The sequence below is a fragment of the Rubripirellula tenax genome, assembly GCF_007860125.1.
Classification (GTDB): domain Bacteria; phylum Planctomycetota; class Planctomycetia; order Pirellulales; family Pirellulaceae; genus Rubripirellula; species Rubripirellula tenax.
On sequence record NZ_SJPW01000005.1, the window covers coordinates 1 to 25,648 of the forward strand.

General features: G+C 56.0%; 16 protein-coding genes and 1 tRNA gene. 9 read left to right on the forward strand and 8 right to left on the reverse strand.

The window, feature by feature from the left end; genetic code table 11:
* The first annotated feature begins 392 nt into the window (after positions 1–392).
* On the forward strand, positions 393–998 hold the full coding sequence (locus Poly51_RS18145) for an RNA polymerase sigma factor (RefSeq protein ID WP_146459226.1): 606 nt from the start codon (positions 393–395) through the stop codon (positions 996–998).
* Between the two features lie 113 nt (positions 999–1,111).
* Here the strand turns inward: Poly51_RS18145 and Poly51_RS18150 are convergent, their stop codons facing one another.
* Positions 1,112–4,123 (reverse strand): serine/threonine-protein kinase, encoded by a 3,012-nt coding sequence (locus Poly51_RS18150; RefSeq protein WP_146459227.1) that lies wholly within the window; start codon positions 4,121–4,123, stop codon positions 1,112–1,114.
* A gap of 708 nt (positions 4,124–4,831) precedes the next feature.
* On the opposite strand from Poly51_RS18150, the gene Poly51_RS18155 reads away from it, so the two are divergent.
* From Poly51_RS18155 to Poly51_RS18165, 4 genes are all read left to right on the forward strand, one after another.
* On the forward strand, positions 4,832–5,938 hold the full coding sequence (locus Poly51_RS18155) for a DUF1559 domain-containing protein (RefSeq protein WP_186775645.1): 1,107 nt from the start codon (positions 4,832–4,834) through the stop codon (positions 5,936–5,938).
* A gap of 36 nt (positions 5,939–5,974) precedes the next feature.
* Positions 5,975–6,133: a hypothetical protein gene (locus Poly51_RS30540; protein WP_186775646.1), complete on the forward strand. Its 159-nt coding sequence runs from the start codon at positions 5,975–5,977 to the stop codon at positions 6,131–6,133.
* 58 nt (positions 6,134–6,191) lie between these two features.
* Positions 6,192–6,557 carry a hypothetical protein gene (locus tag Poly51_RS18160; protein ID WP_146459229.1) on the forward strand — a complete coding sequence of 122 codons (366 nt, stop codon included), beginning with the start codon at positions 6,192–6,194 and terminating at the stop codon, positions 6,555–6,557.
* Between the two features lie 103 nt (positions 6,558–6,660).
* Positions 6,661–8,163, forward strand: coding sequence for a serine/threonine-protein kinase (locus tag Poly51_RS18165; RefSeq protein WP_146459230.1), 1,503 nt, complete (start codon positions 6,661–6,663; stop codon positions 8,161–8,163).
* 628 nt (positions 8,164–8,791) lie between these two features.
* On the opposite strand, the gene Poly51_RS18170 is transcribed toward Poly51_RS18165, so the two are convergent.
* Positions 8,792–8,876 (reverse strand) — tRNA-Leu (locus Poly51_RS18170).
* Between the two features lie 327 nt (positions 8,877–9,203).
* On the opposite strand from Poly51_RS18170, the gene Poly51_RS18175 reads away from it, so the two are divergent.
* Both Poly51_RS18175 and fliM read left to right on the forward strand, forming a co-directional pair.
* Positions 9,204–10,481, forward strand: a complete 1,278-nt coding sequence (locus Poly51_RS18175; protein WP_146459231.1) for a glutamate-5-semialdehyde dehydrogenase — start codon at positions 9,204–9,206, stop codon at positions 10,479–10,481.
* Positions 10,482–10,684: 203 nt separating this feature from the next.
* Positions 10,685–11,758 (forward strand): flagellar motor switch protein FliM, encoded by a 1,074-nt coding sequence (fliM, locus tag Poly51_RS18180; RefSeq protein ID WP_146459232.1) that lies wholly within the window; start codon positions 10,685–10,687, stop codon positions 11,756–11,758.
* A gap of 64 nt (positions 11,759–11,822) precedes the next feature.
* Here the strand turns inward: fliM and Poly51_RS18185 are convergent, their stop codons facing one another.
* The 3 genes from Poly51_RS18185 to Poly51_RS18195 all read right to left on the reverse strand — a co-directional run bounded on the left by Poly51_RS18185 (position 11,823) and on the right by Poly51_RS18195 (position 18,879).
* Complete coding sequence (locus tag Poly51_RS18185; protein ID WP_146459233.1) at positions 11,823–12,146, reverse strand: HU family DNA-binding protein; 324 nt, start codon at positions 12,144–12,146, stop codon at positions 11,823–11,825.
* A 373-nt stretch (positions 12,147–12,519) separates the two neighbouring features.
* Positions 12,520–17,409, reverse strand: coding sequence for an Ig-like domain-containing protein (locus Poly51_RS18190; RefSeq protein ID WP_146459234.1), 4,890 nt, complete (start codon positions 17,407–17,409; stop codon positions 12,520–12,522).
* Between the two features lie 621 nt (positions 17,410–18,030).
* Entirely contained in the window at positions 18,031–18,879 is an 849-nt protein-coding gene (locus Poly51_RS18195; RefSeq protein WP_146459235.1) for a hypothetical protein, read from the reverse strand.
* Between the two features lie 471 nt (positions 18,880–19,350).
* On the opposite strand from Poly51_RS18195, the gene Poly51_RS18200 reads away from it, so the two are divergent.
* Entirely contained in the window at positions 19,351–20,046 is a 696-nt protein-coding gene (locus tag Poly51_RS18200; protein WP_146459236.1) for an ankyrin repeat domain-containing protein, read from the forward strand.
* 184 nt (positions 20,047–20,230) lie between these two features.
* The gene (locus Poly51_RS18205) at positions 20,231–22,072 is read left to right on the forward strand and encodes an alkaline phosphatase D family protein (protein WP_146459237.1); all 1,842 of its coding nucleotides are present in this window, start codon (positions 20,231–20,233) and stop codon (positions 22,070–22,072) included.
* Here the strand turns inward: Poly51_RS18205 and Poly51_RS18210 are convergent.
* From Poly51_RS18210 to Poly51_RS18220, 3 genes are all read right to left on the reverse strand, one after another.
* Positions 22,066–23,103, reverse strand: coding sequence for an endonuclease/exonuclease/phosphatase family protein (locus Poly51_RS18210; RefSeq protein WP_146459238.1), 1,038 nt, complete (start codon positions 23,101–23,103; stop codon positions 22,066–22,068). The two genes, Poly51_RS18205 and Poly51_RS18210, sit on opposite strands and share 7 nt — an antisense overlap.
* Before the next feature lie 6 nt (positions 23,104–23,109).
* Entirely contained in the window at positions 23,110–23,844 is a 735-nt protein-coding gene (locus Poly51_RS18215) for a hypothetical protein (RefSeq protein WP_146459239.1), read from the reverse strand.
* Positions 23,845–23,962: 118 nt separating this feature from the next.
* On the reverse strand, positions 23,963–25,363 hold the full coding sequence (locus Poly51_RS18220) for a Gfo/Idh/MocA family protein (RefSeq protein WP_222435891.1): 1,401 nt from the start codon (positions 25,361–25,363) through the stop codon (positions 23,963–23,965).
* Between the last annotated feature and the right edge of the window lie 285 nt (positions 25,364–25,648).

The window sequence follows — 25,648 nt, forward strand, 5'->3', positions numbered from 1 at the left end:
GCTCGCAAAACATGTAGAGAAGCCGGAAATCACTTCGCCCGCTACTCGGAATCCGAATCTTCGCGACTGAAACTCGTAAGCTCACCCCGAGGAAATCGCACTCGGAGTGATTTCCGGACAGACACTAGCTAGTCCCGCCAGGGTTCAGTTGAATGCAGATCGAAATGGACTGAACCCTGGCGGGATCAGCTACGACCGTTGTTTGCAAATACGGAATCTGTTTCGGGACAGTTCCTTATTGCGTTCGTTGAGCGTTCGCTTCACACTACTAGCGGGACGGTGTGATCACCGGAGGAGTGTCACACCAGGTTTCCAAGTTCTGTGAAAATTCTGTTGATCGTGCGATCAATGGGTGTTCTTGCAAAAACTCTCTCTCAGTGACGGATGACTCGATGGCCGCGAAGCCGGACTTGAAGGACTCGTCAACCTCGCATTCAATGCTGGACGGTATGAAGGCGGGCGACTCCGGGCAGTGGGATCGCTTCGCGCTCCTGTTCACACCGTTGATCTACCAGTGGTGCCGCAGAGCCGGGGTTGAACATCAAGATGCGGCGGATGTGACGCAGGAGGTTTTCCGGGCCGTGGCGAAGAACCTGGGCGATTTCCGTCGCAGCCGTGAAGAGGATTCTTTTCACGGTTGGCTGTGGGGCATTACTCGATTCAAAATCCTGGATCACTTTCGGGCTGCGGCCAAACGGCCGATCGCAACAGGAGGATCGTCAGCCCTAGTCGAATGGAATCGGCTCGCCGAGAACGTGCCGGAAGTTCTCGAGTCGAAACAGGCCAAACACGACATTCGAACGATTTACCGACAAGCGGTTGAGCTCTTGAACACGGAGTTTGAACCATCCACGTGGCAAGCTTTCATTAAGGTTGCCGTCGACGGGCGACTTCCAAAAGACGTGGCCGACGAATTGGACATGACCATTGGGGCGATCTACAATGCGAAGTACAAAATCTTGCGCCGCCTGCGATCCGAGTTCCAAGAGTTCTTTTGAACGACGGACTGTCGTAGCTGGGCCGGCCACGGTTCAGACGATCATGACCAATATCCAACTGAACCCTGGCGGGATCAGCTACGGGACTTATGCCCGATCGCTCTCAACTGCGATCAATACGCAGCGTCAGCCGAAGACAGACGTTGCGGGCGACCGGCATAGATAGCCAAAGCGATGAGTAACGCGATCACGCACAACGAGATTCCGGTCGTTTCGATGTACCAAGATGAAATGTCATTCGCCATCGGCCATTTCCGCATCAAACGAACAAAGTGCATCGTGACGGCTGCTAGCAGACCCACTCGTAGGTACAGATAGGCCATGACACTCATTTCAATCGCCGTGACGACGAATGCCAACCAAGCCGGCTCGTACTGCGCGGCGACCATTGTTGACAAAACCGCGACGAAAATGGGCGCCGCCACAGCAGTGCGGCCAGTCAGAACTCGCAGCGCAATGAGAAAAAAGAGTTGGAAGAAGATACTGTAGACAATTGCCTGGGATGCGGCGGTGGTAACCTCTCCGACGGCGATGCGAAGCCCATGTAACGGCGTCAGGTTGGTGACGTTGGGAAGTCCGAACGTCGCATCGCCCCACAGTGATGGCAGATCGAAAATCAAGTGCTTGCTAATCGCGGCCAGTGCGCCGACCGTGCATCCGATCAACACATCGCGACCGACCAGGGAATCATTCCAGTTTCCGTGCAATAGACGACTCCAACTGACCAGTGAAGTGGGCCAGTGACGTCGTACCACGGGTTCAAAGGCGATATACGCGAGCCACATGACAACGTAAACCAAACAGGCGCCGGCCAGCGCGGTGACCAGTGTATCCATTTCCAGCGCATCGACCGCATGGGTGCCACCAAGCAACCAAATCATGATCACGGTAAACGCACCGAAGCCAGCCAATCGAATCGCACCAAGGCGGTCAGCTCGTTTTGCGTACAAGTTTTTTCTGACCTGCCAAACGATTAGCCCCAACAGCACCGGAATCCAGGTAATAATCAGAATCGCTAGCACCCGATTGCGACTTGCGAACCCATTCCATGGGATCACGGGCGAGGCATCGTCCCAGGGCATGACGATTCGAAAGTAAGTCACGGTATCGTCCGCTCGTGCTGCATCGATGCGAACCATCTGCTCGATCCGAGCCGCGATCGGTGTGTCAGTGTTTGCGTTGTCGATGCTTGCTGCAGAATTCACGCGAGAAGATAGTTCGTCGTCGGTCTTCGGCAAGATCCAACTGCGGCGCTCGTTCGCAAATCCCAATGGAGTGAATTCAGGCGGGATCGGCTGCAGGCGGGAAATCTGCGACGGCGACAACCCAGCCAACTCCAATGGCTGATGCCACCAGGGGTTACCTTCAGCGTCTTCAAATTCCGTGTCTTCAACATCCGGTGCAGAAGAGTCTTGACTCGAAAAGAATTCCGTGGATGGAATCGCAGAATAGTATTTGAGATTTCCCTGTGCATCTAACCGCATGTGCATGCCATCGGGTGCAAGGATCGAAGGACGAACTTCGTCGACGACCAAGAAACCATCGCCTTTCCAATAGGGCAGCAGCGCGATCAAGGGCGTTGGACTTTCCCGATACCAGAAATAAGAACTTTCGTAAGCACTGTAAGATCGATTTCCTGACTCGTGCTGGTCTGGTGCAGCCGCGTTGTTGCTGAACCATCGCATCGCTGGTCGATTGGCGACGTATCGGTACACGTTGCTGGTCCCCGCGGGCCAACCAAGCAATTCTCGGTACTCGGAAGCATCATCGGCTAGTGAAGTCAATGAGCGATCAATGCCGAATTGCTGAAACGTCGTGCTGAAATATGCCACTGCGATCAAGACGCTGATGCAGGCCGCCATGATCCAACCGATGCGATGTCGGTCGATCGTGCTGTTTCGTGATCGCACTTCGGCGATCATATTGGGCGAGGCCATCTCACCAGATCGAAAGGCGTCAGACAACGATAAGCGTCCCGGCAGCGTTTCCGCGAAAGCGGCAACACTGGACGGTCGGTCTTCGGGTTTGCGGCGTAGACAAGTCGCGATTGCGGTAACGATCGCGGGCGAGATGTCATTGCGTTTTAGGATTGCCTGTTCGGCTTCGTCTCGCTGGTGCATCCTCCCAATTTCGTCTCGTGAGGTGCCGTTATGCGCGGGCTTGCCCGTCAGCACTTCGAACAGAATCAGTCCTAGCGAGAACAGGTCCGACTGGACGCTCGTTTCGTTGCGTGCCATTTGCTCCGGTGCCATATAGTTAGGCGAACCCGTCAAGCCTTCATTTGGGTCGATCAGGTTTTTCTCGCGAGCAAGTCCAAAGTCGGCGATACGCGCTCGTCCACGCTCATCAATCATGACGTTCGCGGATTTCAAGTCACGATGTAAAACTCCGACTTGGTGAGCGGCATGGAGTCCGTCGCAAATCTGATGAGCCAGTTCCAATGCTTTCGGCTCCGGAAGCGGTCCGACTCTGCGAAGCAACGATTTCAGATCTTCGCCCTCGATGTATTCCATCGACAAACAATGCTGGCCGTCAACTTCCACTAGGTCGTGTACACGACAAATGTGTGGATTGGTCAGACGCTGGGACAGACGCACCTCTTTGTACAGGTACTCCAAATGTCGTTGGTTGCCCGCTCGTTCGACGGGCAAAAACTTTAAGGCGACCGTGTGCCCCAGGCGTATGTCTTCAGCCCGATAGACTTCACCCATGCCGCCGCGGCCGAGCATAGAAACAATCCGATAACGATCAGCGAGCAATTGACCTGGCATGAACCTCGCACCGGCTCCAGATCGATTGCCGCTACCACTTAGCGGCTTTACAGGCCGCGAATCGGCCGTGACGGTCGGTGCATTTCCCGCGGGTTTGTGCCGATTGTCGTCATCAAGATCGCTGGTTACATCCAATTGGGATCGAGTGAACTCCTCTCCTCCCACAGAGAAACTGGCGTTGAGGTCGTCTTGGATGGTTTCCAGCCGAGTTCGTAGAAACACCGACTCATCGCCCGTCCATCCCTCTAAAAATGACTCGATTGGCGGTCTTTCACCATTTCGCAATTGCCGCTGAAAGTCGTCGCAGAGCTTTTGGATTTTGCGCTGAACCTGTGAAGGAAAATCTGATTGCATGGCCGAGGTCAGGGTGTAAGCGAAACGTCGAAACGAAGTAGCGACATCGGGCGACGCTTCAACTGGAGAGCCAACCTATCCAAAGCTAGCTTTGAAAACAATCGTCAAGAAGGGGCCGACAAGCACTGGATTCCGCTATCGTTTTGTCCCTTTTCGCGTGAGTTCGCGAAAAATGCTGTGAGACTCACGCGATGAAGGGAGATAGAAAGAAGTGCGTGCAGCTTGACTGTGGTCGCCGAGTCCCTTCCATGTCGTCTCTAGCCCCTTGTGATCTAAACTCATGTCCGAGCACATCTGTCACCCTACAAAGGCCGATTTGCAAGGTTTATGGGATGGCCGTATCAATCGCGAACAAGCGGACCTCATTTCCCGGCACCTGGACGAATGCGAAGCATGTCTCGCCTGTATTGAACTGATTTCACTCACATCAGACCCTCTGATCGCCAAATTGATCGGATCTAATAATCGCTTTCGGTTTTCAAATGAACTGTCACTCGCTCAGGCTCGCACCACACTCCGTCGTCGCGCCCACGATATGTCCAGCGGCGAAACTAGAAATGACCACTAGATATTTGCAGCGTTTAAGTAGAAAATCTATCTTGGCGAGCGCTAACGGCTTTATTGCGGGGGTGAGTCAAGGGAGGCTTTGGATCGCTAAGAGCATCTAACATTTCAGTTTCAATTTCCGCTGCTTCGATGAGCCCATCTGTGACAAACAAGTCAGATCAGCCCCTGCGCCGTGTCAACCGAGGGTTCACTCTTATAGAGCTATTGGTTGTGATCGCCATCATTGGCGTGCTGGTTGGATTGTTGTTGCCAGCCGTTCAAGCTGCTCGTGAAGCGGCACGCCGAATGAGTTGCCAGAACAATATAAAACAGTGTGGGCTGGCTCTCCACAACTTCCACGGTGCATTTTCTGAGTTCCCAGGTTACTGGGAATACGGTTTCTCGGGTGCCCCGGGGCCGACAACGAAGTTGAAGCTACAAAGCTGGGTGATTTCCACCGCACCGTATCTGGAGCAAACCGGATTGTTTGAGGCATACGACAAAACAACTTTCTTTGCTGACACGGTCAATCAACCCGTGGTCAGTTCGCCGATTCCTTCTATGGTTTGCCCGTCGGCAGCGCGAAGCAACCCGACCATCACCAAGGCTTTTGATCCGGCTAATGGTTACAACGTGGATCAACTTGCCCTGGCTGGATTACCAATCAATCCAGCAGCGTTTGTCCGCACCAATACCGTGCTCGGAGTCTCAGACTATTCGATCTGCAACGCAGTGGCAGGCAATTTGCTTATCAGCGCGGGATTGGATCGCAACGGCAATGGCACGATCGAGACGACGGATGATCCTCGAATCAAACCCGATTTTGAAGGCAGGCCCGTGGTGATGGGAATGTGGCCCAATCCCACTGTCGACTTTGCGACTCTGACAAGATGGGCAACCGGCCAGATCTCCGATACCGGGCTTCTGTCAAATCGTTCGAGAATGCGAGATCTGCTGGACGGATTGAGCAACACGATCATGTTGGTAGAGTGCGGTGGTCGTCCTGACAAGTTTTTGTTGGGCCGGCTTGATCCCAGCGGCACGGACGTCGAATCGGCGGGTTGGTCAGATCCGACCAACCAATTTTACGCGGATAACGAACGAGCGATCAACTACACCAATGATGATGAGATCTATTCGTTCCACGGTGGTGGTGCCAATTTCTTGTTGGCCGATGGATCAGTCCGATTTCTCACCGAGAGTATTTCTGCGAAGGTGTTGGTTGACTTGATCTCACATCAGGGCCGCGAAGTGATTGAAGAGTTTTAGGGAATTCTCATTTTTCTCGTTTGGCCGCAGGAGCTGATGCATGAGAAAATCGACCACTCGGCGTTCACCGTGTGGGATCGGAAGGCAGGCACGCCGCTACGGCAAATTGATGCTGCGCAGACCGGGAGCATCACCGCCCTAGCACCTAGCCCCGACGCACCGGCCATTCCGTATCCGACAGTCGCCAAGATGTAGCCGTTCGTGAAGGACGCCGCTGTGCGAAGACCTGCCCGGAGTCGTCGAAGGCGAACAGGTGAAGGATGCCGAGCCGCATACATTGGAAGTGACCGTGCGCCTCGACGGCGAAAACGCGACCATCACCACCAATCTCGTCGGCCAGCCGCTTTACGAATGGACAGGCTCCATCGCCGCGCTCAGCCAGAGTAAAGTCTGGTACAAGGCGCAGCCCGGTGTCCTGGCCATACGCACCAAGCTCGGCGGCTGGGTGGTGTCGGAAGTTAAGGTGAAAAAGTTAGACGCGGCGCTCGAAGCAGGCGAGAAGCCTGACGCATTGGGTGAATATTGGGCTTCGACAAACCATGTACTCCGGGGGATGATGCAGCCTCACACGGTTACCAACGGTTCGAGCAAAATCCAAAACGCTCTTCCGTTTTTTTAAGAAAAAAAACGACTCCCGGTCGTTTGACTCTGGGGGCTTTCTGGGATAATCGGGCCGTTTCGGAACTGCACGTGAAGCGAATCGACTCGTTCAAAAGTACGCAATGAACCATAATTCACCGGACGCGAGTCGTGACGACACAAACCACGTTCGCTCAAACTCATTACCGGACAGTGAAGTTCTGATCGATCAGATCGCTGAGGAGTTTCTATTAGCGACGCGTGAGGGGAAGATCACGGGAATTGATGCATTTGTCGGTTCGCATCCCCAAGTGATCAAGACCCCAGCCATTGACGGGCCGCTTCGGCGGATGCTGGAAACCCTGTGTGTGCTGCATAGTCTCGGTGCTGAATCGTTCGTTGATGAAAAGCGGTTCGAGCCGCCGTCACTGCCCGAAGCCGGTTGGCCCGAGATCGAAGACTACGAATTGATTCGCGTCGCCGGACGTGGCGGGATGGGGGTCGTGTATGAAGCGGTTCAAGTGCCACTGTCGCGAAAAGTGGCGCTCAAAGTCTTGCCAAGTCACGCGGCAACCAATCCCGGCGCGGTAGCACGGTTCCAGCAGGAAGCTCGTTCAGCGGCCGGGCTTCACCACACCAACATCGTTCCGGTGTTCGAGGTCGGCGATGACGGCAAGCATTGTTACTATGCGATGCAATTCATCGGAGGCTATTCGCTTGACGCGGTGATCCGCCAATTGCGCGAGATCCGCGACAAAGATAGGGCCCAATCACGTCTCGGTTTACCGAATGAAGTCCGTCAAGGTGAGCCGAAGGCGCTGGCAGCAGACAAAGAACGATCCGCGGTCACGGTAGCCGCGACGAACACCAAAAATGCTGCCGCCGATTCGCGACTCATGACATCGTGCATTGCCTCGGTGTTGGAACTGCCGCAAACGCAACCGATCCTTGGCAGCGACGACACGGTCCCGATTGCCAAAGGAAGTTCGACATTGACGGTGTCGGGGCAGTCCAAACCGTTCTTTCGCAACGTCGCGCGAATCGGACAGCAAGTTGCCGATGGACTCCAGCATGCTCACGAACGTGGCATTGTGCATCGCGATGTCAAACCGTCCAACATCCTCTTGGATCCGCAAGGAGTCGCGTGGATCACGGACTTTGGACTTGCGAAAACAGATGACATCGACTTCACCCGTGATGGTGACGTCGTTGGGACGCTGCGGTACATGTCACCGGAACGTTTTACGGGATCCTGTGATGCCAGCAGCGATGTCTACTCGTTGGGCGTGACGCTGTACGAGATGCTGGCGTTACAAACGCCATTTGCCGCGTACGATCGTGTCAGTTTGATCGCCGCGATCCGCGACAAGCAACCGGCTCCGCTGCGATCGTTGAATCATCGCGTACCGCATGACCTGCAAACCATTGTCGACAAAGCGATGGAAAAGGATCCTCGCCGGCGCTATCGCACGGCCGCGGCAATGGCCGACGACTTGGAACGGTTCTTGGACGGTCGCCCTATCCGCGCTCGCCGCGTCGGATCGGTCGAGCGGTTGTGGCTGTGGTCAAGGAGTAACGTCGGGCTGGCATCGTCGATCGCCACGATCGCGGCTGTCCTGGTCGTGGCCAGCGTGGTCAGCACGTAGCAGGCAGTTCGTTAGAATGAATCAGAGAAGGAAGCCACCCGACATGCCGCTCGGGCTGGTTGTCGTGATACGGCGACAACGAGCTGATCATTCTGAGCGCTAGTTCTGGAAAGAAAACACGATCATTGCACTTCATGGGCGATGAGGTGCGACGGCTCAGTCCCAGCGGAGCTGTCGTTGCAACCAACAATGCGAACCGCATCCGTCTGGCGGTGACGCGAGCGGAATGGTTCGGATTCATAGTGCAACCGATGGCGACGAGATGCTGGCCCTTTACGGTCTGTCGCAGATGTGGACTTCTGTCCCAATGGGACACTCATCGCCGCAATTGGCAGGGATGGGCTTGTCAAAATTTGGGATCGCAAGATTTCGAACCGCGCGGCAATGTCATTCCCGCCATCGAATTTGAATCATCCGTCGCCCGCACCGAAATCCGAGGCCAAGAAGCCGCGATAATCCAGCTGCCGCCGCATAATTTCCACTACAGCCGCTAAATGCTTCGAGGGGGGGCATGGGGAAGTGAAAAGCCTGGCGAGATTTGCTCCCTCGTAATGGAAACAAACTCGCATCCCCGGATGAGTGCCGGCCAGCATTGATCACCACAAATCGTCCACTCGGAAGATGACGATGCGGCCGAGAGGACTCGAACCTCCACGGGATTAACTCCCACAAGGCCCTCAACCTTGCGCGTCTGCCAGTTTCGCCACGGCCGCTTGATTCGTGTCTTTGGTGTCTGCAGATGGGCAAAGTGTCTCAGATTGCACTTTCACGTCAACGCCCTGACGCCCCGGTTTGACCATGATTTTCAACTTTCAGCCTCGATTGCGCCGACTTTGCGGGCCAGCGGCATCGTCGGCGCGGGGGATCGACGTTGACCTTGGGGCCGTCTTTGTCGAGAATCGTAGTGCAGCGCCGCACCCAAAACGTGGGATAGGCTTCCAGCCTGTCGTCTAGCCTGTCATTGAAAACTAGGCGAAAATGACAGGCTGGAAGCCTATCCCACGTTGAATTCCACTAGGTATCTAGGTTCCCTTTCAAACATGTCTTCGCTCGTCACCGAACCTGAACTCGGTACTTATTGTCGCCAAACTGCCGAAGCTGCACGTGCGGCGTCGTACGAGTTGGCATCGCTTGATACGGAAGTTAAGAACCGCTGGCTGCACCAATCTGCGGACGCCCTGGTCGCCCATTCGGACAAGATCATCGCTGCGAACCAACTCGATTTGGCTGCGGCGCCGGAATACGGATTGACAGACGCTGCGATCGATCGACTTCGACTGGACGACCAACGAATTGCCGCGATCGCCGCGGGGCTGCGAGAGATCGCGGCGCTGCCCGATCCGATTGGTGAAGTGATTGACGGATTCACGCGTCCGGGCGGACTGCAAATCTTGAAGCGACGTGTTCCGTTGGGCGTCGTGTTCTTCATCTACGAAAGCCGCCCCAACGTGACTGCTGACGCGGCCGGCATCTGCGTCAAGAGCGGCAATGCGGTGATCCTTCGCGGCGGCAAGGAAGCCATCCACAGCAGTCGCGCCATCGTCGACCAATTGTCGGCCGTCGCGGTCCAAAGCGGAATCCCAAAAGCTGCGGTGCAATTGGTCGCTACCACGGATCGCGCCGCCGTCGGCGAATTCTTGACGATGAGCGACTTGATCGACGTGACGATCCCCCGCGGTGGCGAAGGGCTGATCCGTCGGGTTGCAACAGAAGCGACGATGCCGGTCATCAAACACTTCGACGGCAATTGCCACGTCTATGTGGATACCTCGGCCGACATCGACATGGCCGCGTCCATCATTGAAAACGCGAAGTGCCAGCGTATGGGTGTATGCAACGCGTGCGAGTCGCTGTTGATTCACGAATCGGTCGCGTCGACGGCATTGCCCGCGATTGCCGATCGTTTACGAAAATACAACATCGAAATGCGTGCCGATGCTCGAGCCAAAGAGTGGTTGCCCGATGCGGTCGCAGCGACTGAGGAAGACTGGGGCACCGAATACTTGGGGCCAACGATCAGCATTGCGGTCGTGGACTCGATCAGCCAGGCAATCGAGCACATCAACCGTTACGGATCGCACCATACCGACGCGATCGTCACCAACGACCTGCAGGCTGCGGACACGTTCACGACGCGTGTCGACAGCGCTGCGGTGATGGTCAACGCCAGCACTAGGTTTAACGACGGTGGCGTTTTCGGCTTGGGCGCCGAGATCGGAATATCAACCGATAAATTTCATGCTCGCGGGCCCTGTGGGTTGCGCGAACTTACCAGCTACAAATACATCGTTCGTGGAAACGGACAGATCAGGGAATAGGTGTCTGGAATCATGCGTTTATTGTTCTTACCAGATTGACCTATCAAGGCGCGTGGGTGCGATGTCATCGTTTCGTCCACTTTGGATTGCGTTTGAAATTGGCAACGGGCGGCGATGACCTGCGAATGTTCGTTCTGCAAGAGTGTGTTTTACTTCCATCCTGATCGCCACGACCTGATCTTTCAACCGAAGGGGACACGGACATGTCCGATGAATCACTGAGCCAAAACCAAGTCGAAAGCCTGTTGAAGGCGATGGAAACGGTCGACGGTGCACCACCGAAACCGCAGACTCCTAAATTCAGCGACGAAAAAAGTCCGACGGCGGGTGCGCGAACGACTCCGGCTGCCCCGGCTGCGGCTCCTCGTGTGACTGCGTATGACTTCAAGCGACCCGAACGGGTCGGCAAGGATCAAATGCGAGCCATGCATTCCTTGCACGAATCGCTCGCTCGTAACTTCGGTGCGTCGGTTTCCGGCATGCTGCGAACGATGATCGAAGTCAAGCTGTTGAGCGTGGATCAATTGACGTACAGCGAGTTTGTTTTCAGCTTGGACAACCCTAGCTGCTTCAACGTTCTGGCGCCGTCCCCTTTGAACGGCAATTGGATCTTAGACATCGCGCCGACGCTGTCGTATGCGATCATCGACCGGATGCTTGGTGGTGACCCTGATCCGAACGAGACGATACGTCGGCCGCTGACCGAAATCGAGAATCGACTGATCGGTCGTGTCGTCGAACTGTTCCTGAAACGGCTGCGCGAATCTTGGGAGAACATCGTCGATCTCGAATTGACGATCGAGAAAGTCGAAAGCAACCCGCAGCTGGTTCAAATCGTTCCGCCCAACGAAGTCGTGATCCTGGTCGGATTCGAAGTCTTGTTGGGCAAGAACCGCGGAATGATGAATCTGTGCATCCCTTTCAACACGATCGAGAATTTCAATTCTCGGCTGTCACGCAACGGATGGGTCGGCTACGGAAAAGGGACGCCCACCGAAGAAACGCGTGGAAAAATCTCGACCAGCATGAGCGAGGCGCCGGTGGATATTGTGGTCACGTTGGCGAGATCGAAGATTCGGACCGGAGACCTGCTGGAGCTGGCGGTCGGCGACATCATCACGACAGAAAAAGAAATCAATTCGCCGCTGGAGCTTGCGGTTCAAGATGTCCCGAAATTCAATGCCCGCGTGGGTGCATTCAAGGGCAAGAAAGCGGTTCGCATCGAATCGGTGATGGAGCGTCCAAAGAGAGACGCTCCGCCACCAGAATCGAAGTGATTGGCGACCGCTTAACGTCGCCTATCGCCAATCACGATTGTTCTCAGTCAAACTGATAACGGCTTTACGCCATTTCCTTCAGACCCTTCAAAGGGCGGATCGACAACTTCTTGCTGGCGGGCTTGGGCTTCAACCAGATTTCTTGTCCGTCGGCCGGGTTACGTCCCTTACGCTTTGGCTTTGCTGGAACGTCCTTCAGGACGATCTTGCAGAGGCCAGGGATCGCGAATTGGCCAGGGCCGCCCTTGCCAAGCGACTTGGCGATTTCGGCGGTCAACGCGTCGAAGACGGCCGCTACGTCCTTTTTGGACAGTTCGGTCTCTTCAGCGATGTTAGCAAGGATTTGCGTCTTGGTGGGTGCTTTGGGAGCAACGGCGGCTTTTGCCATGGGGTCGAACCTTGTTTGTAGACGTGAATTGGAATCGATCGGGGCATCCAATAATTCAGCCCGCGATTACTATCGGCAAAGTGTTATGCCGCATTCGGTCTTGTTGCAACCCGGCTTCGACCAAAAAAGCCCACGATTTGCGGGTTTTTCGATCGGACTTGACACGCCGAGAGCCATTTGACCTAGATCTGACATCCTCCAAGAACCCCGTTTTTACGGTTTTCTATGCGTTTTTCGCTTTTAAAAGCGACGTCGTCAGGCCGTAAAACAAGCCCTCGAACGACTTTCGGCACCCCACGAAAAGCTGCATTTGCGATGTGAATCCTCCGTCGTTCGGAGGAGTTTTCGCACGCCATCGGTGACGCGGCGGATGTCAAATGTCGGTGCTCAGAACCTGATCAATGGCTTCGCTAGAGATCGATTCTTCGTCCGCTATTTGCTCGCCAGCAACCGAGATTCGCGTCAGCTCCGGTGCAACGGATTGCATCGCGGAATCGATCGACGAAACGTCCGTGACGTTCGCGTTCTGGGCGATATCCGCTCGATTCGCGTCGGCGGACTCGTCCGCATTGTCGTCCAGCGTCGTTGCCAATGGGGATGTATTCGGAGCGTCGAGCAACGAAGGCACAAAGACATCTGCGACCGTTACGCCGGCGGTTGCAACGGACTCACCTTCGGCTTGCTGTTCACCGAACGTCAACGAGCTTGATGACAGTCCGCTTGAGGACTCCGATGCAAGCGGTTGTGTGCTGGAAATCGTCGACACACTGCCGGTCGATCCGGTTGTCGTTGTGGTGGTCGTGGTTGTCGGAGTGGTCGGCGTGAACGCAACACCGCTCGATTGGACGTTGATTCGGTAGAGCCGCAACCCGTCGACTTCGCCGCGAAATTCGACGTTCCGATTGTTGACGGTTGAAACAGTGGCTTGAACTTCCTCGGTGGTTGCGGCTGTTCCCGTGCCGGTCGGCGCGGTGCCGCGAATCGTCACGTTCGTACCCGCTTCGTCCAACGTCACGACCGGCGATGTGATCGTGTCGGTATTTTGCGAAGGAATGACCAAGGTATGTGATTGTCCCGGGGCAACGGCAACAAGCAAGGACTTGCGAGGCGAAGTGCCCATCCAATCGCGGATCGAAATGTACTGGGCCTTCAACTGGCCGACATCGATTTGAACCGTCGAATCGCCGTCTTCGGCCGCACTGACGACGTCAATCGTACGAGCTTCCGAAGCACCTTGTAGGAACCCGAGTGCCGGGATGTCGATTTGGTAATTTCCAGGTAGCACGTTCTGGAAGGAATACGAATCGCCGCTTACGGTCAGGGCCGCATTGACGTCGTTGCCCAAGGCATCGGTGCCTTTAAGAGCCAACGACGCTGGTACGAATGCCGAATTCGCGTTGTAGTCCAGGAAAATATTTCGCAATGCGAAGTCGTTCACTTCGACGGTCAACGTACCGTTGCTGGTGAGCGTACCGTCACTGACCGTATACGTGATCGAATCGGTTCCCGCATAAGTCGCGGATGGCAGCGTGTAAAGAATTCGTCCGGTCGCCGCATCAATGCGAACGGTGCCGCCGCCGGTGGTCGTGTTGGTTGCGGCGGTGATGGTCAACGTTTCACCAGAGTCCGGATTCGTCGGCAATTCCGAAAGGGCGAAAATTGGAAAGTCAGCTGCCGTTCCACGGTTGATCGGGATTGTCTTGTTCAGAATCGTTGGCGCGTCGTTGACGGGCGTCACGGTGAACGTGACGGTGCCCGTTGCGCTACCGCCACCGGAATCGCGAATGGTGTACGTCACCGTTTCGGTACCGGCAAAATTGGCTGCCGGTTTGTAGAAGAACTGCGTACCATCGGTGCTGACCCGCGCCGCGCCGCCGGATGCTGCGTTTGCAGCAGTCAAGAGAAACGCTTGATTGGATGCATCGCGGGTGTCGTTGGCGGTCACGTCGAACACCGCTTCCGCCGCATCCTCGATCACGGTGAAAGCATCGGCGACAGCGGTTGGAGGCGCATCGGCCGATTTCACCGTAACTGCGACCGTGGCTTGGTCAGTCAGGGTGCCGTCGCTAATCGTGTAGGTGAACGAATCGGGGCCGACGTACCCGGCCGCCGGCGTGTAGAGCACCGCGGTACCACCGGTTGCGATCGTTACCGTTCCACCGTTGGTCGTCGTACCAACCGCGGTAACCGTCAGCGTTTCACCCGTGTCGGGCGCAAAGGTGTCATTGGCCAGAACGGCCAGGGACGTGTTGGTCGAGTCTTGGTCGACCGTGAACGTATCGTTGACCGCGTTGGGGGCGTCATTGACGGGGGTCACCGTCACCGTGACTGAACCATCTTGCTGGACACCCGTCGAATTCGCGACTCGATAGGTAAAGACCGATGTGCCGTTGAAGTCGGCGGTCGGCGTGAAGCGAACCTGGCCGCCGGAAAGGGTTGCCGTCCCGCCGCTTGTCGGCTGTGTCACGGAAACGACCGACAACGTTCCGCCACCCGATACGACGGCATCGTTTGCGAGAACATCGATTGTGGTCACCGCGGCGTCTTCGGCGATCGTGGCGGTGTCATTGCCGACGGTGAACGATTGCCCAACGGCCAGCGAGACGCTGCCGTATGCGACCGTGCCCGCGGGGACACGTTCGTCCTGGCCAAACAACAATACGTCGCTGTCGCTATCGTCGGCCGGCTCGCTGCGAATGTTGACGTTGCCGCTGGCAAGTGCCCGCATGCGTACGGTCGCGATCAAGCTTTCGGCTTCGTTGCTGGCAACGATACGGTTGTTGACGGCGCCCAATTCGTCGATCAATCCGTCACTGAACGTTCCCTTCGGAACCACGGTGAAGTCGTCGTCGTAGTCGATCGGCGTGCCAGTCACGGGCGTTACCAATGTTCCGTCGAACAATATGTCGGCATAGGCGGCATAAACACCTGGTTTGGTGAACGCGCGAGCATCGACGCCAATCATTTCAAGAAAGAACTCTTGGCCGACGGCGATGGACGTGATCGCGTTTCCGTTCAGATCCGTGGCGCGCAGCTTGATCTCGGCTTGCGGAGTCCCTGATACAGTGACAGTAAACGATTCGGTGCGAACGTTTCCGGCTGCGTCGGTCAAACTCAAGCTGAACGTGTTCGCGCCGCTTTGCGCGGTCGTTGGCGTCCAATTGATCACGCCCGTGGTCGCGTTGATCGTTGCGGTCGCCGGCGCGGTGGTCAATGTATAGACCAAACCGTTGCCTTCTTCGGTGCTGATCAAATCGCTGACATAGGCGCGGCCCACGTTCGCGGTGGTCAAGGCCGAACTCGTGACCGAGGCGGGTGATGTCGTGTCGTAGACCAGCGAAAGAGTCGGCGACGCGGTGCTGGTAACGCTGCCGACACGTTGTCGTGCGGCGAGCGTATAAGTCCCATCGCCGAGCGCCGCGATGTTGTTGGTCGTGATGTTGACCGTTGTTCCGGTCGCCACTGCGGTGCCGACAACGCTGCCGCTGGCGGTGTTGACCAATTCGACCGTCGCGCCGCTGGTCACACCAGAAACCGAAAACGTCAACGAGCCCGCGTTGGTGATATTGTCTGTGCTGCTGGACCCTGAGTCGCTGGCGGCTTGCAGGTCGACACCGGTCGGTGTGGCGACGGCGTTCTCGGCCTCGAAATTGAAAGTAACACGTTGGTTGTCATCCGCCGTTTGGCCGGACGCGGTCGCGGTGTCGCTGACGCCGACGTTCAATACGATGGGCCCGGTAAAACCAGTGGTCGGGGTGACCGTCACCAATCCTGTTGATGCATCGACGTTGACCGTACCGTTGGTCGCACCGGAGACGATCGATGCGGAATAGAATACCGGATCGCCTTCGACGTCGACGCTGGAAAGCTGCAGCGTTGCCGCGTTGTCCTGCGTGCCGCTGACGGTCGGAGCGATCGTGTTCAAGAACGGCTGGCTGTTGTCGGTATCGCCCGTCACGGTCACCGAAACGGTTTCCGAGAAGGCGTTTCCGTCCGCATCAGTGACCGTGAACGTGACGTTCGTAGTACCGGTCGCGTTGCCGATCGCCTTCAACATCACAATGCCGTTTTCGGTGTCGTCGAATACGTCGATGGTGTTGATCGTGACGTCGTTGACGGGCTTGTTCTGGGTCGTGTTGTTGACCGCCGTTTCACTGATCGCCTCGCGAACATCAAAACCTTCGACCAACTGACCGAAGATCGAGTGATTGAAGTCCAGGAATCGCGTCGGCGTTTCGGTGACAAAGAACTGTGAATTGTTGGTGTCGTCGCTGCTCTTGGCAAACGACAAGACGCCCTCGCGGTTGTGTTGAAGATCAGGGTGGAAATCGTCATCGAAATCGCCCAGCGTTGAACCGCTGGTGCCGGTACCGGTGGGGTCGCCGGCTTGGATCACGAAGTTGTCGACGACTCGGTGGAAAATGATTCCGTCGTAGAACCCGGAATCGGCTAACTCGATGACACGCCCGGATGCTACGGGTGCGCGATCCTCGAACAACTCGAACACCATGTCCCCATAGCCGTTCAAATCGACTCGAATCGATCGGTTGCCGGTCAAGACCGATGCCTGCAAGAGTGCCGGATTGGCCACCGAAACTGTGACGGTCAGTGGCCCATCGCCTGGATCGTAGGCATCGATCGGCACATGAAGCGGGCTGCCGGTGCGAACGGTCAAGTTGCCGATCGGTTCAAAGGTGGGCTGGTCGCTTTGCGGAATGGCGACGTTCGCTGTGGCACTGAGCGTGGCCAAAGTTTGGACGCCAACCAATCGAGTCCCGTTGGGGAAATCCCACGTCGGATACTCGGAAATGCCCTCTGCGATACCCACCGAGTTGAGCGAACGGTCCGGATTGGTGACCTCGACGAAAGGAAGATTGTCTTTTCCGTCCGAAAACAACTCCTTTTGCGCCGTGCAGGCGGGGCACCAGTGGGCGCCATAAAACACGACGCCCGCGTCGGCTAGATCTTTTGCGAACTGGACCAAATCGGGAGCCGATTCGCCTTCGGCTTGGGTGGTCGTCCGCAATCCGCTGGTCGACTGGTCCGAAACGGACGCACGAGTATCAACGGCAGTCTCGACCCCATCGGTGAACAAAAGGTCCATGTCGCCCGCCATCAACTCTCGCTTTTCGAGCGATTCGAGCAGCAATCGGCCCTTTCGCGGTTGGACGCGGTCCGTACCGCCCAGGATGAATCTTTCGAGCAATCGACGAACTCCTCGCGAGGGATCAGGCAGTGAAGACTTGGCATTGGAAGAACGCATCAGAATTCTCAGGAAACGCGAGCGACGAAGTTAAAAGATTCGCTTTGAACGGATATCTCGTCGCCAGGGCGCGAAGAGACGGTCATCCATCGGTGTTGCTTCGGCATCGGATAGTCGGAAACGCAAACAAATTCGGCACGACCGCTACCGTTTAACACACAGCGGGCGCCGCGGATCATTGAAAAGTCGGCGGCACCACGTTTGAGACGCCGTGGCCGATGGATCCGTTCCACGATTATAATGGCGACCGCGAAAACGACGAGCAGATTCTTAGAAACCCGGCGTCAGAGCAAATGCACGCACTGGCCCTGCAGGGGGGCTGCGGCAGGGTCTTTCGCGGAACGAAGATCATTCCGTTGCAGAGAAGAAGCAGAAAACTCGCGACGAAAGCGGAACGCCTTCAGATGCCTGACGTGTGAATCTGGGGGGCTCGCAACCGCCAACAAACACCAAATTCGGAGCACGTCGGGTGAATTGAAAAACCAACCTTGGTATCTACAGCCTGGTTTTCGGGCTGGAGATGTTATCCGGACTTACACCGTTCGGTTTTCCGCGACGCCCTGAAGTCTGGTGACTCCAGTCGCGGAAAACCCTACCCAAATACCGTGGTGCGTTGGAACGCTACAGTTTTTCGATCAGCGATTTACGCTGAGCAGCAATTGCGGTGAGCAACCTTGTAACGCGGCTTTCGATTTCGTCCGCGAAGTAGCTGGTCATTTCAAACACCGAAGTGTCCGCTTTCAAAGCGTCGAAGGGCTTCAGCAAATCGGCATCGAATTTGATATCCGAGTTCTTTTCGGCGGCGGCAAGGTACGCCTGTGCGACCATCACATGACGATACGATTGTTCGGTGTCATGACGGTACTGTGTTTTCGCCTTCAACAGGGCTTCTTGGGCGATTTCCTTTTTCAGCTCGGGATCCTTCTTTGTTTCAGCAGCTTTGACGTCAGTGCTTCCAATCCAACGTTTCGACCGGGCATCGTCATCAAACGTATCGGCACGAAGCACATGCGACTTCGCGGTTACCAGTAGTGCCAAGGTCATCAAGTTCTTAAGTTTCTCGTCGGAGGGGACGTTTTCCTGGCTGGCGATGGACTCAACAGCGTCATCGATTCGCCCGGCCGCGCCGATGATGCCTTCTTCGCCATCCGTATTTGCGGCCGAGGCAGCGAGCAACAGCCATGCGGATACCTTTTCAAGAGCGGCCGTCAGCTCTTTCGGCTTGCCCTTGCCAATCAAAGCTGCCGCTTCCTCGGTTCGATCAAGGGACTCGTAGCAAAGCGGCCAATAAGCCTGGCGCGAAACGACGACCCAGGAGCGTGACCAGTCGGGGCGTTCCTCCGTGAAAACGACACGATTCTTTGCGTCGACGGCGACACCGGCCTCGTCAGCTTGTGCGACTCGGACAAGCGAAGACTGCGTCATGGGTAGGGCGACCAAGCCGAACATGAAAATGCGGACAAGACTCATCAACAGGACTCCAAAATTCAGGAAGTGAAAAGACAGGCGGAATCTTGCCACCCAACACGCTTTCGTGCGACTCGGTAACAAGCTCGAAGCGATCGGGAATGCAGGGGAAGCACTCACTTCGCTTGCTCAGAGCTTGTCGATGAACCGAATTTGCAATGCAAATGGCATGAATCATCAAACATCATGCAACCACACCTCAGAATGTGAGATTCCGATGAAACCGCTGTTGGTTGAGCGAGATTGACTAGAAAACCCCCATTGGGGCGGTAGTTCCGAATTTCTTTTCCGAAAGGTCAAAATAAATATCGCGGTTGCCCGTGATCAAGACGGGTGACCCGGTGCGATTTCCATCGACTCAAGGGATCGAATCTGAGGTAGAGTTCTCGTTCGTTTGGAACAGTGACTCGTCGTGGCAACTCGCGGGCGCGTTCCAGCTGATCAACGCCGATCCAATCCGCTAAGATACCTTGCATGAATCAAACCATTTTTTACCAACGCCGCGCTGTTGCGTTTTCTGTATCGCTGGTCGTTCTTCTGGTCGCCGGCGGATGCGGTGCTGCAGTCGAATCGAACGCTTCGCGTGACGCGTCGACGGAAGTCCCGTCCACCGACACGGCAAGTGAGTCCGAACCGTTTGAGGATTCGGAAGTATCCACGAGTGTTGCCCAGAGCACCGTCGGTTCTGCGTCGGTCCGCTACAGCGACGAGGCTTTTCGAGTCGCTGCACACGACGGAAATATCGACATCGTTCGCGATGCGTTGGCGGCCGGAACCAAAGTCGACGCGCCCGATCCGGATCGCAAGTACACGGCACTGTTGATGGCCGCCTATAACGGTCACAGCCATGTGGTGAAAGTGTTGCTGGAAAACGGCGCCGAGGTGGACGCCCGCGACTTCGAAGGCAAGACGCCGCTGATTCATGCCGCATCGGGCCCGTTTCCCGACGCGGTAGCGATGCTGATCGATGCCGGTGCCAACATCAACGCGACCGAGACCACCGAAGGGTTCACGGCCTTGATGACGGCTGCCGCGATGGGAGAAGCGGATGTCGTTAAGCTGTTGCTCGTACGAGGCGCTGACCCAACCGTCGTTGACGCTGACAACGACACCGCGAAAAACCACGCAATCAATGCGGGAAAATCTGACGTCGCGGAACTGCTGCCCTGATGATCGGGTGCTCAGGCGATTCGGTTCCTATACAGCCTGTTGAAAAAGGGGGCTGACCCTCTCCGACGTTTCGAATTCACAATGTTTCAGCAACGTCTCCAAAGGGTCAGACCCCTTTTTCAACAGGCTCGTTCGTGCATCTCTCTTTTCACTCGCTTTGTCCCACGCACAACAAGTCGACACGATGATTCGTTTTGCCCTTGCCGCGTTGATCGCCGTTTCGGCTTTGTCCGTCACACACGGACAAACGAGCGGACGTGATCCGATCCGTTTGACCCACGGTCCCATGTTGGGCATGCCGACCGACCGTTCGGTTCGGGTCTGGGCACGAACATCCGATCCCGGTTCCTTTGAAGTTCACTACGGAACGAACCCCGATCAACTCAATCGGACCAGCCCCGCCGCCCAAACTTCGATCGATCACGACAACACCGGGTCCGTCACGATCGACCGTTTGCAAGCCGATACGCGGTTCCACTATCAAATTTGGGTCAACGGTCGACCGCACGGATTGCCGGGCAGCTTCATGACCTTGCCAAGCACCCCATTGTCGCGGAACGCCGAACACAACCCCGATGGATTGTTTAACTTTCGCTTTCAAATCGGATCGTGTGCAAACCAAAATCCGCTCCACGGACCCGGCCATCGTTTGCGAACGTACGAGCATTTAAACGCCGATTGGGCCGACAAAGTCAATTTCCACATCATGAATGGGGACTGGCTGTACGAGGAACTCCGCACTTATCCGGCCGAAGCTTGGCGACTCGTTCAAGGCGTCGACGAAGTCCCCAAGGTTGTCGAGGTCGCGCCGACCATTGTCGGAGTATGGGAAAACTACAAGCTGTACCTCGATCGTGGCGTGGAATTGGCGAAGTGGCACCGTCACGTGCCCAGCATGTTTACCTTCGACGATCACGAGCTGGTCAATGACATTTGGGGCTCGGGGGAAGCAGGCAAGCGTCATCGACGAACTGTTTTTCGCGACATCGGCACGCAGGCTTGGTTTGACTATTTGGGTTGGGCGAACCCGATGGCACACGACCACCCGGTCCACTTTGGTACTGGTTCGATGAAGGCTGGCAGCGAAGTGCTGTTCGATGCGTCAGCCGATTTCCAAGCCATGCCGATCGACCAAATGTCGAACCTCCATGTCCACTGGGGCACGCCCGAAGCCGGTGTCAATGAAATGGTCTTTGATGACGACAGCGGCGAAGCAAACTCGTACGTCTACGACATTGTCGAAGTGATTGACAAACACAATCTGCGTTTGCACATGCCGGCGAAAGTCGACAGCGGTTCGCTGAGCTACTCGATCGGCCGACGAAGCTATGGCAGTTACCGCGTCGCGAATTGCGAGTTTTATATCCTGGATACTCGCGGCGATCGTGACATGCACGACATAAGCCAACGTGACAAGCCGGGTGTTTCGATGCTTGGCAAAGCCCAGCATGATTGGCTGCTTGAATCGATGAAGGAAAGTGACGCTGATTTCTTTTTCGTCATCTCGTCGGTACCGTTCATGATCCCGCACAGCGGCGCGGGTGGGTTCGAGGCTGACAACGAAAACAAGGAAGAGGCGTGGACGGGATTCATCGCCGAACGTGAATCGCTAATTGACGCCTGGGACGCGATTGGGAAAAAGGTTTTTGTGATGACGGGCGATCTGCACAACAGTTTTGCGATCAAAGTCACCGACAACGTCTGGGAATTCTGCTGCGGCCCGCACAACAGCGTCAACCACGTCCCCGCGCTCGACGAAAGCGATCGCCCGGCAACCGGGACATGGAAATTTGGTCCGCGGGAAATGGATATTCGATGGAGCAGTTATTTGCTGCCCGACCTTCCTCGCGAAGAGCGAATGTATCCGTATTTCTGCGTCGTCCAAGTCAACAACGTCTTCAATATGCCCAAGAAGTTGGGCGGCAAACGGCTGGTCGCTTACCCCCATCCGCAAATCATCTTTCAGTACTACGACGGGCGTTCAGGCGAACTCGCCTATGCCGAATCGGTCACGATGGATCATTGATCCGTTGCCGCCGCCGTGATTTCCACAGTCACCGATCGATGGTCCGACCCCGTGGGCCCGCCGACTCGGTGCCCGACACATTGCAAACGGTCGCTGATCAGTACATGGTCGATGACCAAGCCGAACGGGAACCAACTTGGGCCGCTGTAGTGGGTCGGCGTGAAGTCGATGCCCGTGATCGCGCGATCCAGGCCGGATCCGTCGCTCAGATCCGCCAGCGCAGGCGACCAAGGTGTCGCGTTGAGGTCGCCGATCAAAAGAAAATGACAGTCGGGATGCGAGGCCCGATCTTCCCGCAATTTTTCGGCAAGTAAACGCAAGTGCTCGTTGCGTTGGTCGAAGTTATGGTGGCTGACCGGCGGCAACGGATGGGTCACGTAGATCCGATACGTTTCTTGCCCCTTTGAAAACGTTGCTGCAATCGATTCAATCCCCTCGTCAAACGAGAACACGTCGACGTCGTCCAGCGGGTGCTTTGAAAACAGTCCGATTCCGAAGTCGTAGCTGCTGATTGGACGGACAACGCGATAGGGATATCGATGAGACGAGTGCTCGATCATTTTTTCCGACAACTCGTGACTCAATTCCACCACGCCGAACACGTCCGGCGAAGCTCTCAGGATGTCGGCAATCACTTCGCCATGACGTTGATTCTTGGTCAACGCATTGGACACCGTGACAGTAAGGTCTGGTGCCGGATCGCCAAATTTCGTCGATGGATTGGGATCGAATCGCCCAGCCGATCCACCGCCAGTCAACCATGGTGCATGCAGCGCGAGTGCGATCAGCATCATCATCGCAACGAATCCTTGTTGGCGGAACATCGCGACGGCCAACATCACGACGATCACCGTGCATTGCTGAATTCGTAGCTCGGCAAGCAAGTTCATGCACCAATGCAGGGGCGCCGTCCACGTCAGCACGCTGACGAAGCAAAGGACGCCTGCCGAGGCAACCCAAAAGACCTTTTCGAGATTTCGTTCGCGCGTCGGCGGACGTTTCTGCAACTCGTTAGATACGTCGGCATCCATCGGTAACTATTCAAACGTACTTTGGATCAACACGTAAATCTTTCCATCGTTATCCGACGGATCGATGTCGAACATCCGCAAAAACAACCGCCCCGATTTTTCCGCGATGAAGTCCTTACCATCACTCAGCAACATTGGTTTTCCGTCTTCTAGTTCCTTCGGCGACGAAGCAATGACGGCGATCAGCGAACCCAACTTGATTCGACCGTCTTTGGGACGCATTTCTTCCGGGATCTCGATTCCACCTGGGCCGGTTTCGTAAACGACTTTCCAAGTCCCCTTGATGCCGATTCGCACGGGCATGCCTTCGACCAGCGAGGCGCCCGAGTCTTGCCATCCTTGGTTTGCTTGAACATCGACTAGCTTTTTGTCCTGCATCGCTTGGTTGCCCAGGATGCGCTGCAACGCCTGCTCGGCCGCCGTATTGCTGGGCACCAGCCGCACCAGCGACTCATAGACCTCACGAGCCTTTTCGAATTGCTTTTTACGTTCGAACTCCGTCGCAAGCTTCTCGGCTTTCGCAACGAATTCTTTGTGGAGAGTCAGAAGTTGCGGGTCAGTCGGCAATTCGGCTTGGCTTTCCGCGATCTCTCGCATCCGTTGCTGCATTTGCTGTTGAGCTTGCTGTTGTTGCTTCATCGCTCGGCGCGCTTCGGGCGATTGGGCAGCGACCCGCAGCGTGGGCTGCGAAAGAAAGCCCAGTGCTATGGCGAACGTGATCGAAAGGTATCGGGTTTGCATTGAACGACATCCAGAGTGAGTAAAGCAGTCTTCTACGCGACCGGCAGGAAAGATCACTTACGATCGCGGTGAGACATTTACCGCGATCCTACTTTTAAACCGTACCCGTAAAACCGATTCAGACTTCGATTTGGTAGCCTTCTCGCTGCTCGCGAGCAATCATCGAATTGGCTTCGTCATCGCCAATGAAGACCTCCTTGCTGGGGTCCCATTTGACTTTGCGGTCCAAACGCATTGCAATGTTCGCCAAGTGGCAAAGACTGACACTTCGGTGGTGCGAGTTCACGTCGCTGATCGGAGTACCTCCTTCACGAATGCATTCGAAGAAGTTCGCCATGTGGTTGCCTGGTTTCTTGCCGTGGCAAAGTTTGTCCACGGCTTCTTGCAACCAATCGGGCCCGCGTCCGCCAATCGGGCTTCCATCGGCCGCTTCGCCCGAGCCCCATTCATCGACGCCAATCTTGTGCGCGACGCCCAGTTCTTCGGCGGGTTTTCCAGACAAGCCACCGCGATTGACTCGGATACGTCCCTTGTCGCCGCTGATGATCAGTTCGTTTTTCCCCGAATACAATCGCGCGGTGTGACCGCCTTCAAATTCGAACTGACAATCGAAGTCGACGGCAACGTTGAACCCATTTTCAATTTTTGGATAAGTACCTTTTCCTTGGATCGAAGTGGGGCCCGAATCGCTCATGCCCATCGCCCACATCGCAATGTCGCCGTGGTGAACGCCCCAATCCGTGACCTGGCCGCCGCTGTATTCGAGCCACCATCGGAAATCAAAATCGCAACGCTCGGGACAATACGGGACCTTCGGCGTTTGACCAAGCCACTTGTCCCAGTCCAAATGCTCAGGCACCGGCGCAGCCTTGTACGGGCCACCTTTCTCGCCGTTACCGACGCTGATCAGACAATCGAGTGTTTCGCCCAGCATACCGCTTTGAGCAATCGCGACCGCGTGCAGAAAGACTTGGTCGAATTCGCTCCTTTGTTGCGTCCCGACTTGGAAAATCTTTCCGGTTTCCTTGGCGACCTGACAAACCTGCTGGCCTTCGCGAATGGTCAGGCTGAGCGGTTTCTCGCAATAGACGTGCTTACCAGCACGCATCGCGTCGATCGCGATTTTGGCGTGCCAGTGATCGGGTGTGCCGATGGTCACCGCGTCGATGTCGTCGCGCGCGATCAAATCTTCGTAGTCTTTGTACATTTGGCAATTGCCTTTGTACCGATCGGCGAAGAACGCCGCCGCCTTGCTGTTCACATCGGCAACCGCCACCATATCGCCCAGGACGCCGGCCTGGTGCCCGATGACCGCACCGCGGCCGGGGTGATCCCCGTCGCCTGTGTAACGGTTCGAATAGATACTGGTCCCGATCGAACCAATGTGCAGCTTGTCGTTCGCCGACTCTGCCTTTGCGGACGCGGAAGTCCAAAAGTACGGTGTTGCAGCTACGGTTGCGATACTGGCGGTCTTCAGAAAATTGCGACGTGTTGCTGGTGAATGCACAGAGTCTGTCATGGGTGTGGAGTGACTGCGAAAATGGAGATCGGATACGTGCGAAATCACGAGTTCGAAGAAGTCATCTTAGCGAGTCCCGATCGCGAAACAATGCGATCCGACGTTTGGGTTCTTCAATGTTGCGTCGGTTTTCGCCGACCAGACACGGTCGGGGTTCTACGAAATTCGTCGTCTTTACCTATGCAAGGCGATTAGCATGGGATCGTCGCTCGAATTCGCCGAAGCCACCGACACGTTGAAGCCACCGACCCATTCGACTCGGATACCTTTTTCTACTTTAAAGTC